Below are 14,621 nucleotides of genomic sequence, written 5' to 3' on the forward strand. Positions count from 1 at the left end.
GCATCCGACCCTTTGCGTACATAACCTCCCGTGAAATCGACGCTGAATAGCCGTCGTTCAGCGATTAACTTCCGTTGCATCGACGTCCTGCACACACAGGACAAATAATGTGCTGGGCTTCGCAGACAAGCGTGAGTCCGCAGCAACTACCACCTTCTGGCCAGCGAAATGAAGCTCTGGCATTCACATAAGCTCCTGCCTCGTCTTCCGATCCCACAACAGTGCTCACGCGTTCACCGAATAGCCGACCATGAATAGAGCTCGTTCGAGATTATCCGGAGCGACACCCGTCTTTGCATGCAGTCGCTGAGCAACGATGTTGGCTCGTTGGCTTGCCTGTGCTCGGGCGAGGCTTGTCACCTGATTGATATCGCGAAAGCTGAATTGTGGAGTCGATGGATTGCGCAAAGCCTGTTTGGTTGCGTGCGGCCCCCAGTAGAACAAGAGTTCGAGCGGTACAAGCATTGGTGACGGTCGAGTTTCGAGGAAGCGCCGCACTAGCAAACAGAGAGCGGCGCCCACGCGCCCGTCAAAAATCAAAGTCGCATTACTAGAGTCGGCTGCAGCAAAAATCTTGGTCGTTGCAGAATTCATCGGAAGATCTATTCCGTTGAAGTCGAATCGGGAGAGCCTGGCAGCCTGAGGCTGCAGATGTGACACCGCACAACCGAGCGCCCTGATTAAGCTCCCGGCCGACTCCTGGTCATTTATCCAATGGCGGGACGCGTTGTCTGCCCTTCGAGCAACGCCGCCCCAATCAAGGATACGGTGGCAAACAGATGCAGCAACTTGCACGTTGGAGGCCTTCATGGCGACTCTTAGCTCGGCGCTCAATGAAACAAAGGTGCCATGCGGGGACCGCGTCCAACTGTAGTGCTGGGACGCTTCTTCAAGTGATGCACACCACCACGTTGAGTCTCGTGCAGACCTCTGGAGCTCTAGCGAGCAAGTGCCCTGTCCACCCGTTTTCCATGCTTTCCAGCATGCATGCGAAGTAATGGGGTACCAGTGCCATGGCCGGTAGGTGCATCCTGTGGGCACACCCACCGGCGCGATCATGCGCTCGATATCGGGAATATCGAGCGGATGCAAGGAATCGGGGCTCTCCGACCATTGCTTGGCCAAAAAGTCAACAAAGTCATCCAACAGGTTCAAAATTCGCTCCCAAGAGTTGGCATGCCGCCGCACGTTGCAGTCGACCTCGAATCGCTGCATCAAATCAGATCTAGTCTTCCGATTATGGTAACCCGCGAGTCCAGAAATCCAAGAACCGGCCATTCGAGAGTGCCCGCTTCTGGCCGGTACCGGTCAGCCAGCGGACCTGAGCCGATGATCGCTCCCGCTGCGAACCAGACACTAGACCGAACGACGGCTGGACTTCCTTGATCAGCTTGTTGATGCGCTCGACCATCTTGCGGTCCTGTTCTTGCCAAAACGCCCACCTGGACAATTTCAAGCAAATTAGCTAGGCTTGGCTAAGCCAAGGAGTACCCCATGCACGCCGTCAACATGCTGCAAGCCAAGTCCAACCTGTCACGCCTGGTCGAGGCGATCGAGCAAGGGGCTGAACGCGAGATCATCATTGCCCGCAATGGCCGACCCGCCGCCAAGCTGGTGCCGATCGAAACCACGGCGGCCAGCCAACGCCTGGGCGTCGCCAAGGGCGCGTTCGAGATGCCAGACAGCATCGACGACCACAACGACGAAGTGGCTCGCCTGTTCCTGGGTCAGGCATGAACCTGCTGCTCGACACCCACATCGCGCTTTGTGCCATCACGGACCATCCCGGCCTGACCCGCCCGGCACGCGACTGGATCAGCAATCCGCGCAGCACGGTCTGGGTCAGTGTCGTCAGCCTGTGGGAAATTGCCATCAAGCACAGCCTGGGGCGTGGCGACATGCCGGTATCGGCCCGCGAGGCACTGGACTACTTCCAGCGTGCCGGCTACCGCATCCTGTCGATAGAACCCGAACACACCCTGGCGCTAGCCGACCTCCCACCCCACCACCAGGACCCCTTCGACCGCCTGCTGGTGGCGCAGGCCTTGACCGAGCCGATGCGCCTGCTGACCCATGACAGCAACGTGGCTCGCTACAGTGACACCATCATTTTTGTTTGATGATGGTGTCACTGTAGCGGGAGGCCCGCGCCACATGCAGTTTCTTGTAACTGTCGATGAGGCGCTGGTGCCTGTCGAGCCCCTCCAGCTTCATGCTGGTGGGCGTCAAGCCGTGGAAGCGCACGCGGCCGTCCACCGACCCCAGCACCGCGTCCATGCACGGGTTGCCAAACATGCGACGGAAATTGGCCTCGTAATCGGCCAGCTCCAAGTCATCGTCCAGCACCACCTCCAGCACCACATTCAAGGCCTGATAAAACAGGCCACGCTCGACGGTGTTGTCGTTGTACTGCAGGAAGGTTTCTGTCAGCTCTTGTGCCGCCTCGAACTGCTTCAAGGCGAGGTGAATCAACAGCTTCAGCTCAAGTATGGTGAGCTGCCCCCAGGCCGTGTTCTCATCAAACTCGATGCCGATCAAGGTGATGATGTCGGTGTAATTGTCCAGCTCGCTGTCTTCCAGGCGCTCAAGCAGCGCCTCCAGGCTGGCATCATCCAGGCCATGCAGGTTCAGGATATCGGCACGGAACAACAGCGCCTTGTTGGTGTTGTCCCAGATCAAATCCTCCACCGGGTAAATTTCCGAATAACCTGGAACCAGAATTCGGCATGCGATGGCGCCCAATTGGTCGTACACCGCCATGTAGGATTCCTTCCCCATGCCCTTGAGGATTCCGAACAAGGTCTCGGCTTCCTCGGCATTGGAGTTCTCACCCTGGCCGGAAAAATCCCACTCGACAAAATCGAAGTCGGACTTGGCACTGAAGAAGCGCCACGACACCACGCCGCTGGAATCGATGAAGTGCTCGACAAAGTTGTTCGGCTCAGTGACGGCCTGACTTTCAAAGGTAGGCCGAGGCAAGTCGTTCAATCCTTCAAAACTGCGCCCCTGCAGCAACTCCGTCAGGCTGCGCTCCAGCGCCACCTCCAGGCTGGGGTGCGCCCCGAACGAGGCAAACACGCCACCCGTACGCGGATTCATCAAGGTCACGCACATCACTGGGTAAATTCCGCCCAGCGAGGCATCCTTCACCAGCACCGGAAAGCCTTGCTCCTCCAAGCCTTGAATGCCGGCTAGAATGCCGGGGAATTTCTCCAGCACCCCGTGCGGCACATCCGGCAGAGCGATTTCACCCTCGATGATTTCGCGTTTCACCGCCCGCTCAAAAATTTCCGACAGGCATTGCACCTGCGCTTCGACCAGCGTATTGCCGGCACTCATGCCGTTGCTGAGAAACAGGTTGTCGATCAGATTGGACGGAAAATAGACCACCTGGCCGTCCGACTGGCGCAGATAAGGCAGGGAACAAATGCCACGCTCCACATTGCCAGAATTGGTGTCATAAAGGTGCGAGCCACGCAAATCGCCATCGGGGTTGTAAATTTTCAGGCAGTACTCATCAAGGATTCCAGCCGGCAGGGCATCTTTGCGGCCAGGCTTGAACCAGCGTTCATTCGGGTAATGCACAAATTCCGCGTTGGCAATATCTTCGCCCCAGAACCGGTCATTATAGAAATGATTGCAGCTCAGGCGCTCGATATATTCACCCAACGCCGACGCCAACGCGCTTTCCTTGCTTGACCCCTTGCCATTGGTGAAGCACATGGGCGAGTACGCATCACGGACATGCAGCGACCACACATGAGGAACAATGTTGCGCCACGAAGCGATCTCAATCTTGATGCCCAATCCCGCCAAGACGCCCGACATATTGGCAATGGTCTGCTCCAGCGGCAAGTCCTTTCCGGTGATGTAGGTGCTTGATTCAGCGACCGGATTCAGCATCAGCAAGGCCTGCGCATCGGCATCCAGACTCTCCACCTCTTCGATCACGAATTCCGGTCCGGTTTGCACCACTTTCTTGACCGTGCAACGTTCGATGGAGCGCAAGATGCCTTGTCGGTCCTTGTCGGACAGGTCCGCCGGCAACTCGACCTGAATCTTGAAAATCTGCTTGTAGCGATCTTCCGGATCAACAATATTGTTCTGTGACAGACGGATATTGTCGGTAGAAATATTGCGATTGACGCAGTACAACTTCACAAAGTATGCCGCACACAAGGCCGATGAAGCCAGAAAGTAGTCGAACGGCCCAGGCGCCGAGCCATCGCCCTTGTAGCGGATGGGTTGATCCGCCACTACGGTGAAGTCATCGAACTTGGCTTGAAGACGAAATTTATCGAGAAAATCTACTTTAATTTCCATTTGGACATTCCAGGGTGGCGCTCACGACGATTGGGCAGCCATTGTCCGGGTTTTTCAGCATGCCCCCCGTTTTTTCGCAACGACCGGCTGCTGGTGGCGCAGGCCTTGACCGAACCCATGCGCTGGCTGACGCACGACAGCAACGTGGCCCGCTACAGCGACACCATCGTTTTTGTTTGATGGCGCGTATCGTCCGCCCCGGGTGAGCTACCCCACCCGCCCCGGAATCCCTGGCAACGGACTCCAGCGCAGCGGCACGCCCTCCGTGGTCTTCTGCTGCGCCACCAGGTCGGCCAGCGTCACCCCGTCGAGCACACGGAAATAGGCCTCCAGCGCCTGGTGCAGCACCGACTGCAGCTGGCAGCGCCCGCTCAGGCCGCAATGGTCATGCGAGGGCTCGAAGCATTCGACCAGCGTGAAGTCGGTTTCGGTCAGGCGCACCACGTCGCCCAGGCCGATCTGCGCCGCCGGCTTCATCAGGCGCAGGCCGCCGCCGCGCCCGCGCGTGGTTTCCAGCCAGCCCTGGGCAGCCAGTGCCATCACGATCTTGGTCAGGTGGCTGCGCGAGATGCCATGCGCCGCCGCGATCTCGGTCACGGTCACCGGCTGCGCCCGCCCGTCGCTGGCGGCGCAATACATCAGCACACGCAAGGTGTAGTCGGTCCACTGGGTCAGTCTCATCTCGTTTTTCCCCTTCGGCGCAGCGGAATGTCCCTGCGCGCTACAAAAGATTCATGTTGCATGCATTTTATTGGATAGAATATTCACACGATATGACTATTTAAGGAGTGAGCTCATGGATACCGTCGACACCCTGGCCCCCGATACCCCCCTGGCCGACCAGTCGCTGGGCCAGATCGCCGTGGCGCTGCCTGGTGCCACCGCCTTGTTCCGGCGCCTGAAGCTGGACTTCTGCTGTGGTGGCCAGGTCAGCCTGCGCGCGGCTGCCGAGGCGCGCGGGCTCGACCTGCCGGCCCTGCTGGCGGAACTGGCCAAGCTCGAGCGCGACGACACCGCACCCGCCGAGTCGCAACCCGGCGCCCTGATCGACCATATCCTGCAGCGCTACCACCAGGTGCACCGCGAACAGTTGCCCGAGCTGATCCGCATGGCGCGCCGTGTGCAGGCCGTGCACCGCGATCACCCGCAGGTGCCCGTCGGCTTGGCCGAGCACCTCGAAACCATGGAGGCCGAACTGCTCGAGCACATGGCCAAGGAGGAAACGGTGCTGTTCCCGATGATCAAGGCCGGGCCGCCGCCGTTCGTGGTGCATCCGATTGGCGTCATGCGCAATGAGCACCTGCAGCATGGCGAGGCGCTGGAACGCCTGATGGCGCTGACCCAGGACGCCACGCCCCCGGATGGCGCCTGCAACACCTGGCGCGCGCTCTACGCCGGCATCGCCCAGCTGTCCGATGACCTGATCCAGCATATCCACCTGGAAAACAACCTGCTGTTCCCGCAATTCGAGCCGGCCAGCGCGGCGGCCGCGGGCTGCGGCTGCAGCGGCCACTGACGCCAGCGGGGCGACAACCGGCACAATAGGGGTTTCGGCCAGACCGGCCCGTATTGACCTTTTGTTCGCCCCATGACCCCCCAGGAAGTTTCCCCCGGCCTCGTTGTCCAACGCTTTGTCCCGCCGCTGCGCCTGAGCGATTTCAAGCTGATCGCCTTCGACATGGACTCGACGCTGATCAGCATCGAATGCGTCGACGAGATCGCTGACGCGGTCGGCCGCAAGGCCGAGGTCGCCGCCATCACCGAAGCCGCGATGCGCGGCGAGATCACCGACTTCAAGGACAGCCTGCGCCGGCGCGTCGCGCTGCTCAAGGGCGTGACGGTGGCCGATATGGAGCGCGTCTACAGCGAGCGCCTGCGCATCAACCCCGGCGCAGCCGAGCTCATCAAAGCCTGTCAGGCGGCCGGCCTCAAGGTGCTGCTGGTTTCGGGCGGCTTCACCTATTTCGCCGACCGCGTCAAGGCGCGCCTGAACATCGATTTCGCGCGCTCCAACATCCTCGAACTCGAGAGCGGTCCGAACTGCGGCATGCTGACCGGCCGCCTGGTCGACCAATGCTGGGGCGACATCTGCGATGGAGCCGAGAAGCGCCGCACCCTGCTCGAAGTCGCCAGCCTGCTCGGCATCGCCCCCGAGCAATGCATCGCGATGGGCGACGGCGCCAACGACCTGCCGATGATGGGGGCCGCCGGCCTGTCGGTGGCCTACCACGCCAAGCCCAAGGTGCGCGAGCAGGCCATGGTCGCGATCAACGAAGGCGGGCTCGATCGCCTGCTGGAAGTCCTGCTCTGATCCGCCAGGCCCTACACTCGCAACCCATGTCATTTGCCTCCCTCGGTCTGTCCCCCGCGCTGCTCCACGCCACCCGCGAGCTCGGCTTCTCCACGCCCACCCCGGTCCAGGCCGAGGCGATTCCCGCCATCCTGCGCGGCGCCGATGTCCAGGCCCAGGCCCAGACCGGCTCCGGCAAGACCGCCGCCTACGCGCTGCCGATGCTGCACGGGCTGGCCAGTCTGCCGATGGGCGGCTACCGGCGCCAGCTGCGCGCGCTGATCCTGGTGCCCACGCGCGAGCTCGCGCTGCAAGTCGGCGAGCTGCTGCAGGACCTGGCCGCGCGTCAGGCCGGCAGCGCGCGGCAAGTGCTCAAGGTGCAGGCGCTGTACGGCGGCGTCTCGATCAACCCGCAGCTGCTGGCCCTGCGCGGCGGCGCCGACCTGGTGGTCGCCACGCCCGGCCGGCTGCTCGACGTCATCGAGCACAACGGCCTGCAGCTCGATCAGGTGCGCCAGCTGGTGCTCGACGAGGCCGATCGCCTGCTCGACCTCGGCTTTGCCGAAGAGCTTGATCGGGTACTGAAGCAGCTGCCGGTGAAGCGGCAGAACCTGCTGTTCTCGGCCACCTTCCCGTCGGCGGTGCAGGGGCTGGCCGATGCGCTGCTGCGCGAGCCGGTGCAGATCCGGATCGAGGCCGAAGTGCAGGCGCCGCTGACCATAGCGCAACAGGCGATCGCGGTCGATGCCGACAAGCGCACCACCCTGCTGCGCCATCTGGCCAAGGAAAAGGGCTGGAAACAGGCGCTGGTCTTCGTCGCCAGCCAGTACGCGGCCGAGCATGTCGCCAACAAGCTCTACAAGAACGGGATCTATGCGACCGCGTTCCACGGGGGCTTAAGCCAGGGCGGCAGGCGCCAGGTGCTGGACGAATTCAAGTCGGGCCGCTGGGACATCCTGGTCACGACCGACCTGGCCGCGCGCGGCCTCGACATCGAAGGCCTGCCAGTGGTGGTCAACTACGACCTGCCGCGCTCGGCGGTGGACTACCTGCACCGGATCGGCCGCACCGGGCGCGCCGGTGCCGAAGGACTGGCCGTCAGCTTCGTCAGCGCCGACCAGTTCGCGCACTGGCAACTGATCCAGAAGCGTCAGTCGCTGCAACTCGAGCTAGAGACCGTCGCCGGCTTCGAGCCCTCGGGCTTCGACCAGGCCAGCGAGGTCCCGGCCGAGCCGGCACGGCCCGGCAAGCTGCCACCGGGCACCGGTGGCATCAAGGGCAAGCGCCCGAGCAAGAAGGACAAGCTGCGTGCCGCGGCGGCAGCAGCTTCCACCCAGGACGACACCCGCAATTAAGCGGGCCTGGCCTCAGATCTCGTCGCCGCCTTGGGGCGCGACGCGGGCACCGCGCACGCCGTGCTTGGCCAGGATCTCGACATAGACCTGGGTCGCGTCGCTCTGGGCTGCCTCATCGACCTTGCCGATCAGCTGGGACAGGTGCACCGTCTCGGCGCTGTCCTGGCTCAGGCCGAAGCGGCAGTCGAAGTCCCAGTAATCGACGCCGGCGGGCAGGTCGCGGCGGCGCTCGCGCTTGAGGTACTTGCGCAGTTCGTTCTTGGTCGCGTCAAGCACGCGGTCCGGGTGCCGGCCTTCGATCTGGAGCGGGAATGTTTTTTTCATGTTTATCCTGATGGCTACTAGCGGGCCCGGATGGACGCGCTGCGGGAGCGTGATTATGCGTCCACCAGCGTCTGCCCGTACCAGCGGCACTGAGTTATGCTGCCAGCCAAACCCTTATGCAAAGCCGCCCCCTCACCCCCAGCAAGGAGCAGATCGACCTGCTCGCCCCCTTTGACCGGCTCGGACTCGAGCGAATCGAACTGATTTCCACCCCGGTGCAGGCGCAACGCGCCGCCGCCAGCCTGCGCGCCAGCAGAGCCTGGGGCTTCGACACCGAATCCAAGCCGACTTTCTCGGTCGGCGAGGCCTCCGACGGCCCCCATGTGGTGCAGCTCGCGACACTCGAGCAAGCCTGGGTGTTCCAGCTGCACGACCCGGACTGCCTGGCCGAGGTCGCCGCGCTGCTGGCCTGGCCGGGTGCGGTCAAGGCCGGTTTCGGCCTGGGCGACGACAGAAAGCGCATCCAGTCCAAGCTCGGCATCGAGCCGGTGCGGGTGCACGAGCTCGGCCATGATTTCCGCCAGCGCGGCTACCGCCAGCAGATCGGCGTCAAGTCGGCGGTCGCGCTGCTGTTCGAGCGCCGCTTCGCCAAGTCCAAGAAGGCCGCGACCTCGAACTGGTCCCGGCTCGACCTGAGCGAATCGCAGCTGCTCTATGCGGCCAACGATGCCTGGGCCGCCCTGCGCTGCTACCACGCGCTGCTGCCGCAGCCGCGCTGAACCAGGCCAGCGGGGCCGCTGCTGCGGTGGCTGGCAGTCCGGCGCTCAGGCCGCGTGCAACGCGCGCGCCAGGCGGCTGACGCCCTCGCGGATCTTCTCCACATCCGAAGTCGCAAAGCTCAGCCGCAGCGTCGCCGGGTCGGGCTGCTCGCAATAGAACGGTGCCCCCGGCACGAAGGCCACGCCCTGCTCGATCGCGCGGCGCGAGAACTCGTTGCCGTCGGCGACCTGGCCGCGCGCGCCGGTCAGGCGCGCCCAGACGAACAGGCCGCCCTGCGGCGCGACGAACTCGATCGCGTCACCCAACTCGGTGCGCAAGCCCTCGCACAGGGCCTGGGCGCGCTCGGCGTAGACCGTGCGCGCGCGCTTGAGGTTGGCGTCCATGCGGCCGGACTTGAGGTACTGCGCGGCGGTCGCCTGCGCGAAGGTGCTCGAGTTGGCGTCGCTGAACTGCTTGCACATCACGGCCTTGGCCAGCAGCTCAGGCGGCGCGATCATCCAGCCCAGACGCAGGCCAGCCGACAACGTCTTGCTCAAGGAGCCGCAATGCACCAGGCAGTCGCGGCTGCCCGGCACCGATTCGCTCAGCGCCAGCAGGCTGGGCGGCGGCGGGGTATCGAAATACAGGTCGCCATAGGGGTCGTCCTCGACGATCAGCGTCTGGTGGCGGGCTGCAATCTCGAGCACGCGACGGCGGCGCTCCAGCGTCAGCGTGGCACCACTCGGGTTGCCGAAGGTCGGGATCAGGTAGACGAACTTCGGCTGGTGCTCGACGATCAGCTGCTCGAGCCGATCGACATCGACGCCGTCACCATCGACCGGCGCGCTGAGCAGCTCGGCGCCATAGAGGCGAAAGCACTGGATCGTGGCCAGGAAGGTCGGCCCCTCGACGATCACCTTGTCGCCGGGCGAGATCAGCGTCTTGCCGAGCAGGTCGAGCGCTTGCTGGCTGCCGGTGGTCACGACCAGCTGGTCCGCGGCCACCGATGCGCCCTTGGCTTGCATGAAGCTGGCCAGCTGCTCGCGCAGCGGCGCATAGCCCTCGGTGGCGCCATATTGCATTGCGCCAGCGGGCTCCTGCTCGAGTGCGGCCAGGGTCGCGGCGCGAATGCCATCGACATCGACCAGCGCCACATCCGGGAAGCCACCGGCGAAGCTGATGATGCCGGGCTTGCCGAGCAGCTTGAACAGCTCGCGGATGGCGGAGGTTTCGACCTTGTCGAGTCGGTCGGCGAAGCGGACGGCTGAAGCGCTCATGGGAAAATCGGAAGGATGAAAAAGGAACAGATCGAGCGCTTCTTCGCCACCTTGCAGGCGGCCAATCCGCGGCCCGTGACCGAACTCGAGTATACGAGTCCGTTCGAGTTGCTCTGCGCCGTGCTGCTGTCGGCCCAGGCCACCGATGTCGGCGTCAACAAGGCCACGCGCCGGCTGTTCCCCATCGCCAACACGCCACAACAGCTGCTCGACCTCGGGCTGGAAGGGCTGGAGGAGCAGATCAGGACCATCGGCCTCTACCGCAGCAAGGCGAAACACCTGCTGGCAACCTGCCAGATCCTGCTCGACCGGCATGGCGGCCAGGTGCCGCGCACGCGCGAGGAACTCGAGGAACTGCCCGGGGTCGGCCGCAAGACCGCCAACGTGGTGCTCAACGTCGCCTTTGGCGAGCCGACCATGGCGGTCGACACCCATATCTTCCGGCTCGGCAACCGCACCGGACTGGCGCCCGGCAAGACTCCGCTCGAAGTCGAACAGAAGCTGCTCAAGCGCATCCCGGCCAAGTACCTGGAGCATGCGCACCACTGGCTGATCCTGCATGGGCGCTATGTCTGCACCGCGCGCAAGCCGCATTGCGAGCGCTGTGCCGTGATCGATTGCTGCGACTACAAGGACAAGACTGCGCCGAAGCCATGAAACACCGCTCACCCCCCTTGCCCTGGCTCGAGCCGGGCGACCCTTTTCCTGCGGTCGAGCAGGCCTGGGGCATCGGCACGCCCGCCCCCGGGCTGCTGGCTGCCGGAGGCGCGCTCGATGTCGCCACCCTGGTCCAGGCCTATGGCAACGGCATCTTCCCCTGGTATTCGGATGGCCAACCGATACTCTGGTGGAGCACCGACCCACGCATGCTGCTGCGGGTGGCCGATTTCAAGCTGCAGCCCTCGCTGCGCAAGGAGATCCGCGCCGGGCTGCGCAGCGGCCGGCTCAAGGTCCGCTTCGACCATGACTTCGAGGCCGTGATCCGCGCCTGCTCCGGCAGCCCGCGCAAGGGCCAGGACGGCACCTGGATCCTGCCCGAGATGATCGAGGCCTATTGCGCGCTACACCGCGCCGGCCACGCGCACAGCGTCGAGACCTGGTGGGACGGCGAACTCGCGGGCGGGCTCTACTGCATCAACCTGGGCCGCATGGTGTTCGGCGAATCGATGTTCAGCCGGTGCAGCAATGCCTCCAAGATCGCGCTCGCCGCGCTGGTCGCCGCCTGCGAGTGCTGGGACATCGAAGCCATAGACTGCCAGCAGAACACGGCCCACCTGGCCTCGCTCGGCGCGCGCGAGCTGCCGCGCCAGGACTTCCTGCGGCTGGTGCGCCAGCAAGTCGCACGGCCAGCGCCCGCCTGGCATTTCGAGCCCCTATACTTGTCCGCATGGCTGGACCGTCGACCAACGTCACCCTCGTGAGCGCCACATGAACCAGGGTCAGGAACTTCCGCTGCAGGCCTTGCAGTTCTATGCCACCGCGCCCTACCCCTGCAGCTACCTGGACGGGCGCCAGGCGCGCTCCCAGGTCGCAACCCCCGGCCACCTGATCCACAACGACGCCTATTCCGGACTCGTCACGCTGGGCTTTCGCCGCAGTGGCCTGTTCACCTACCGGCCCCACTGCGACGGCTGCCAGGCCTGCGTGCCGTTGCGCGTCGATGCCGAACGCTTTGTCCCCCGGCGCAGCCAGCGCCGCGCCCAGGCCCTCCATGCCGGGCTGCAGACCCGGGTGCTGAGCCTGGGCTTTGACCGCGAGCATTACGCCCTCTACCTGCGCTACCAGCGCGCGCGTCATTCGGGTGGCGGCATGGACCACGACAGCGTCGAGCAGTACGACCAGTTCCTGCTGCAAAGCCGGGTCAATTCACGCCTGGTCGAGTTTTTCCTGCCCGCGACCGCGCAGGAGCCGGAACGGCTCAAGATGGTGTCGCTGATCGACGTGCTGGCTGACGGACTGTCTGCCGTCTACACCTTCTACGAGCCCGAAGCCGGCGCCGCCTACGGTACCTACAACGTGCTGTGGCAAATCGACCAGGCCAGGAGCCTGGGCCTGCCCTGGGTCTACCTCGGCTACTGGATCGCCCAGAGTCCCAAGATGGCCTACAAGCGGAATTTCGCGCCGCACCAACTGCTGCGCGAAGGCGTCTGGACTGAAGACCCGGAAGCCTGATGCTGCACTGCGGGACAAGCTGAATTTCATCTTGTAAAATGGAAGCGATGAACTTCATGCCATGACCAGACGCCCCGACCTCATTCCCAGCCATCCCAGCGTTCAGGTGATCGAACGCATCTTCACCCTGATGGACGTGCTCGCCTCGCGCGAGGACGCCCTGTCGCTGAAGGAAATCAGCCAGAAGACGGGACTGCACCCGTCGACCGCGCACCGGATCCTGAACGATCTGGCGCTCGGACGTTATGTCGACCGGCCCGAGCCCGGCAGCTACCGGCTCGGCATGCGGCTGCTCGAGCTCGGCAACCTGGTCAAGGGCCGACTCAGCGTGCGCGACACCGCACTGGGGCCGATGCGCGAGCTGCACAAGCTGATCCAGCAGCCGGTCAACCTGAGCGTGCGCCAGGGCGACGAAATCGTCTATGTCGAGCGCGCCTACAGCGAGCGCTCGGGCATGCAGGTGGTGCGTGCCATCGGCGGACACGCGCCGCTGCACCTGACCTCGGTCGGCAAGCTGTTCCTGGCCGCTGACGACCCGCAGCGCGTGCGCGCCTATGCCACCCGCACCGGACTGATGGGCAATACCCCGAACAGCCTGACCCAGCTGTCGGCGCTCGAGCGCGAGCTGCAGCAATGCCGCCAGCTGGGCAGCGCGCGCGACAACGAGGAGCTCGAGCTCGGGGTGCGCTGCATGGCCGCCGGCATCTACGACGACCAGGGCAAGCTGGTGGCGGGATTGTCGATCTCGGCGCCGGCCGACCGGCTCGACGAGGGCTGGTTGCCCAAGCTGCAAGCCACGGCCAACTCGATCAGCCACGCGCTGGGCTGCCCCGGCAAGTAACAGCGGCCCACCGCACAGCAGCAGGAATCAGCCAGCAGCCGGGCGCCAAGATCCGGCCCCGGCTACGGCTCCGGCCACAGCAGCCGGTTCAGCCCTTGCGCCAGGCCAGGCGCTCGATCGCGTCGGCCGAAACCACCGATTCGACATAGCGGCGCACCCGCTGCGCGTCGCCAATGCGTGCCGACTTGTCGGCCGCATCGAGGAAGACCATGATGACCTGGCGCCCGGCCAGCTTGGCCGACATCACCATGCAGCGGCCGGCCTCCGAGATGTAGCCGGTCTTCTGCAGGCCGATGTCCCATTTCGGATCGGCCGTCAAGCGGTTGCTGTTGTGGTACTGCAGCACGCGCCGGCCCGATTCCACCGCATAGCCCTGCGAGGTCGAGAACTCGCGCAGCAGCGGGCGCTGGTAGGCCGCCGCAACCAGCAGCGCGAGGTCGCGTGCACTGGAGCGGTTCTCGACCGACAGGCCGGTCGGCTCGACATAGCGGGTATCGCGCATGCCGAGTTCGGCCGCCTTGGCATTCATCAGACGCACGAAATTGAGCATGCCGCCGGGATAGGTGCGTCCCAGCGCATGGGCGGCTCGGTTCTCGCTCGACATCAGCGCCAGGTGCATGGCCTCGCCACGCGTGAGCCGGGTGCCGACCGACAGCCGCGAGCCGGTGCCCTTGTAGATGTCGAGGTCATCCTCGGTGATGGTGATTTCCTCGTCCAGCGGCAGCTTGGCATCGGCCACCAGCAGCCCGGTCATCAGCTTGGTCAGCGAGGCGATCGGCATCACGGCCTTGTCGTTCTTGCTGACCAGCACCTCGCGGCTGTTCTGGTCCATCACGAACACCGCGTTGGCGCTGAGCTTGGGCGGCTCATCGGCGCCGGAAGCCGCATCTGCCCGGTTGTCGGACTTGCGCTCGACGGCGTTGACCGCCGAGGCGGCGGCCAGGCCGCCACCGGCCACCGCCGCCGACTTGGCCGCGATCACCGCCGCGCGACGCGCCTTGCTGGACTGGGGACGGGGGCTGGCCTTGGCCTGCACGACCGCCTTGGCAGCGGACCGCTTGGCGCGCGCCGACACCACGCGGGCCTTGCCGACGGCCTTCACCTTGGCCTGGGCCTTGACCTTCTGCGCAGCGACGGGTTTTTTCTTGGCGGGCGCACCCGCAGCCATGAGAGAAGGCGGCGCTATCAAGGAAAGCGTCACCCCCAAACTCAGGGCAGCGGTCGCGCGGCGTAGCCACTGAAGCTTGCCATGGGTCATTTGCTTACACTCCAAACTCATAAAAACCAACACTAAGAAGTATAAAACGTCAGCAAATGACTAGCAATATCAATTTCATTTC

Annotated in this window: 17 protein-coding genes; 10 read left to right on the plus strand and 7 right to left on the minus strand. The window is 64.2% G+C overall.

Features of this window, described 5'->3' with window-relative positions:
- Positions 1-225: 225 nt before the first annotated feature.
- Both C6P61_RS17805 and C6P61_RS16355 read right to left on the minus strand, forming a co-directional pair.
- The gene (locus tag C6P61_RS17805) at positions 226-1,215 is read right to left on the minus strand and encodes a hypothetical protein (RefSeq protein ID WP_146115081.1); all 990 of its coding nucleotides are present in this window, start codon (positions 1,213-1,215) and stop codon (positions 226-228) included.
- 22 nt (positions 1,216-1,237) lie between these two features.
- Positions 1,238-1,411, minus strand: coding sequence for a hypothetical protein (locus C6P61_RS16355; protein WP_170067409.1), 174 nt, complete (start codon positions 1,409-1,411; stop codon positions 1,238-1,240).
- Positions 1,412-1,494: 83 nt separating this feature from the next.
- Between C6P61_RS16355 and C6P61_RS16360 the strand changes: the two genes are divergently transcribed.
- Positions 1,495-1,737 (plus strand): type II toxin-antitoxin system Phd/YefM family antitoxin, encoded by a 243-nt coding sequence (locus C6P61_RS16360; protein ID WP_105730981.1) that lies wholly within the window; start codon positions 1,495-1,497, stop codon positions 1,735-1,737.
- Positions 1,734-2,120, plus strand: coding sequence for a type II toxin-antitoxin system VapC family toxin (locus C6P61_RS16365; RefSeq protein ID WP_105730982.1), 387 nt, complete (start codon positions 1,734-1,736; stop codon positions 2,118-2,120). Before C6P61_RS16360 ends, C6P61_RS16365 begins: the two co-directional genes overlap by 4 nt.
- On the opposite strand, the gene C6P61_RS16370 is transcribed toward C6P61_RS16365, so the two are convergent.
- Positions 2,107-4,323, minus strand: a complete 2,217-nt coding sequence (locus tag C6P61_RS16370; protein ID WP_105730983.1) for an OsmC domain/YcaO domain-containing protein — start codon at positions 4,321-4,323, stop codon at positions 2,107-2,109. The genes C6P61_RS16365 and C6P61_RS16370 overlap by 14 nt on opposite strands.
- A 207-nt stretch (positions 4,324-4,530) precedes the next feature.
- Positions 4,531-5,004 carry an RrF2 family transcriptional regulator gene (locus tag C6P61_RS16375; RefSeq protein ID WP_105730984.1) on the minus strand — a complete coding sequence of 158 codons (474 nt, stop codon included), beginning with the start codon at positions 5,002-5,004 and terminating at the stop codon, positions 4,531-4,533.
- 115 nt (positions 5,005-5,119) lie between these two features.
- On the opposite strand from C6P61_RS16375, the gene ytfE reads away from it, so the two are divergent.
- From ytfE to C6P61_RS16390, 3 genes are all read left to right on the plus strand, one after another.
- Positions 5,120-5,839 (plus strand): iron-sulfur cluster repair protein YtfE, encoded by a 720-nt coding sequence (ytfE, locus tag C6P61_RS16380; RefSeq protein WP_105730985.1) that lies wholly within the window; start codon positions 5,120-5,122, stop codon positions 5,837-5,839.
- A 72-nt stretch (positions 5,840-5,911) separates the two neighbouring features.
- On the plus strand, positions 5,912-6,634 hold the full coding sequence (gene serB, locus C6P61_RS16385) for a phosphoserine phosphatase SerB (RefSeq protein WP_105730986.1): 723 nt from the start codon (positions 5,912-5,914) through the stop codon (positions 6,632-6,634).
- Between the two features lie 26 nt (positions 6,635-6,660).
- The gene (locus tag C6P61_RS16390) at positions 6,661-7,968 is read left to right on the plus strand and encodes a DEAD/DEAH box helicase (protein ID WP_105730987.1); all 1,308 of its coding nucleotides are present in this window, start codon (positions 6,661-6,663) and stop codon (positions 7,966-7,968) included.
- A gap of 12 nt (positions 7,969-7,980) precedes the next feature.
- Here C6P61_RS16390 and C6P61_RS16395 read toward each other — a convergent pair whose 3' ends face one another.
- Positions 7,981-8,292, minus strand: coding sequence for a DUF6172 family protein (locus C6P61_RS16395; protein ID WP_105730988.1), 312 nt, complete (start codon positions 8,290-8,292; stop codon positions 7,981-7,983).
- Between the two features lie 116 nt (positions 8,293-8,408).
- On the opposite strand from C6P61_RS16395, the gene C6P61_RS16400 reads away from it, so the two are divergent.
- Positions 8,409-9,011: a 3'-5' exonuclease gene (locus tag C6P61_RS16400; RefSeq protein WP_105730989.1), complete on the plus strand. Its 603-nt coding sequence runs from the start codon at positions 8,409-8,411 to the stop codon at positions 9,009-9,011.
- A gap of 45 nt (positions 9,012-9,056) precedes the next feature.
- Here the strand turns inward: C6P61_RS16400 and C6P61_RS16405 are convergent, their stop codons facing one another.
- Complete coding sequence (locus C6P61_RS16405; RefSeq protein ID WP_105730990.1) at positions 9,057-10,268, minus strand: aminotransferase-like domain-containing protein; 1,212 nt, start codon at positions 10,266-10,268, stop codon at positions 9,057-9,059.
- A 15-nt stretch (positions 10,269-10,283) separates the two neighbouring features.
- Here C6P61_RS16405 and nth point away from each other — a divergent pair, with 15 nt between their 5' ends.
- From nth to C6P61_RS16425, 4 genes are all read left to right on the plus strand, one after another.
- Positions 10,284-10,925, plus strand: a complete 642-nt coding sequence (nth, locus tag C6P61_RS16410; protein ID WP_105730991.1) for an endonuclease III — start codon at positions 10,284-10,286, stop codon at positions 10,923-10,925.
- A complete protein-coding gene (gene aat, locus C6P61_RS16415; protein ID WP_105730992.1) occupies positions 10,922-11,689 on the plus strand; it encodes a leucyl/phenylalanyl-tRNA--protein transferase in 768 nt (255 codons plus the stop codon). Before nth ends, aat begins: the two co-directional genes overlap by 4 nt.
- A gap of 7 nt (positions 11,690-11,696) precedes the next feature.
- Positions 11,697-12,440 (plus strand): arginyltransferase, encoded by a 744-nt coding sequence (locus tag C6P61_RS16420; RefSeq protein WP_105730993.1) that lies wholly within the window; start codon positions 11,697-11,699, stop codon positions 12,438-12,440.
- Positions 12,441-12,501: 61 nt separating this feature from the next.
- The gene (locus tag C6P61_RS16425) at positions 12,502-13,281 is read left to right on the plus strand and encodes an IclR family transcriptional regulator (RefSeq protein WP_105730994.1); all 780 of its coding nucleotides are present in this window, start codon (positions 12,502-12,504) and stop codon (positions 13,279-13,281) included.
- 88 nt (positions 13,282-13,369) lie between these two features.
- On the opposite strand, the gene C6P61_RS16430 is transcribed toward C6P61_RS16425, so the two are convergent.
- Positions 13,370-14,539 carry a serine hydrolase gene (locus C6P61_RS16430; RefSeq protein WP_371416983.1) on the minus strand — a complete coding sequence of 390 codons (1,170 nt, stop codon included), beginning with the start codon at positions 14,537-14,539 and terminating at the stop codon, positions 13,370-13,372.
- Positions 14,540-14,621 lie beyond the last annotated feature (82 nt).

This window comes from Malikia spinosa (assembly GCF_002980625.1).
GTDB classification, from domain to species: Bacteria; Pseudomonadota; Gammaproteobacteria; order Burkholderiales; family Burkholderiaceae_C; genus Malikia; species Malikia spinosa.